The following is an 885-nucleotide window of genomic DNA, read 5'->3' as shown; positions in this document are numbered from 1 at the left end:
ATCGAACGCGTGGTCGAGGATCGCCGCCCCACCATCATCGTGCTCGACGAGGCCTGGAAGCTCTTGGACGATACCTATTTCGGGGCGCGGCTGGAAAACTGGCTGGTTACGCTTCGCAAGATGAACTGCGTCGTGATCATGATGACGCAATATCCGAGCCAACTGCGCGACAGCCGCGTCGGCAAAACCATCGTCGAGACGGTGCCGACGCAGATCCTCTTCCCGAACGATCGTGCTGCTGTCTCCGATTACGATTTCCTGCGCGTGAACGCCAAGGAGGCCGCGCTCCTCGTCCAGCCCACCATTGGCCAGCGCATCGCCCTTGTCCGCTCGGCGGGCGACAGCGTCTTCGTCGACGCCGACCTCTCCGCCTTGGGCAACCTCCTTCCCATCCTTGGTGGCGGCGCCACAGGCGAGGCCCGCGTGCCCGCCGATTGGCGCGCCAATCCCGATTTCTGGAGACATGTGATATGAGTTTGAAACCTCTCCTCGTGCTTTGCGCCGCCGCAAGCCTGCTGTCGGCTTGCGAGAAATACACCGAGAAAACCTCGCCCTGCTTCGGACGCAATGGCGAGCCGCAGGTGACGCGGTCCGCGCTTTCCTTCTCGACCATGGGCGCACCGGCTCAGGAGACGGCCAAACCCGACTGCACCTTCGAGCCCCTGCCCCGTCCGGAATGAGCCGCGCCGCGATCATATCCGCCGGGCTTTGCCTTGGCCTCGGCGCCCTGCCCGCGCATGCCCAGGGCGTGCCGACGCAGGATAATTCCGCGATCGGGCGTGCCATCGCGCGGGTGACAGCGCTAGCCGAGGATCTGGGCGTACAGCAGGACAAGGATCGGACGGAGTCCACGCTGGCCGACGTCCAGGCCGACCAGCTGCGCGT

1 protein-coding gene and 2 pseudogenes are annotated in these 885 nt (G+C 65.0%); all 3 read left to right on the top strand.

The features are described from left to right. Nucleotides 1-474 (top strand): annotated as a pseudogene (locus SM765_RS22995) (VirB4 family type IV secretion/conjugal transfer ATPase); the annotation flags it as partial. Further along, nucleotides 471-680, top strand: a complete 210-nt coding sequence (locus tag SM765_RS22990) for a hypothetical protein (RefSeq protein ID WP_009574109.1) — start codon at nt 471-473, stop codon at nt 678-680. The pseudogene SM765_RS22995 and the gene SM765_RS22990, both read left to right, overlap by 4 nt. Further along, nucleotides 677-885, top strand: a pseudogene (locus SM765_RS22985) (lytic transglycosylase domain-containing protein); the annotation flags it as partial. The gene SM765_RS22990 and the pseudogene SM765_RS22985, both read left to right, overlap by 4 nt.

It is taken from the genome of Pseudophaeobacter sp. 1A09344 (assembly GCF_041008745.1).
GTDB lineage: Bacteria > Pseudomonadota > Alphaproteobacteria > Rhodobacterales > Rhodobacteraceae > Phycobacter > Phycobacter gallaeciensis_A.
This window is presented reverse-complemented; position numbering and strand designations above follow the sequence as displayed.

What these genes read in the sequence shown, in the direction of transcription:
- SM765_RS22990 (WP_009574109.1), top strand. Translation starts at nt 471, where the DNA reads ATGAGTTTGAAACCTCTCCTCGTGCTTTGCGCCGCCGCAAGCCTGCTG.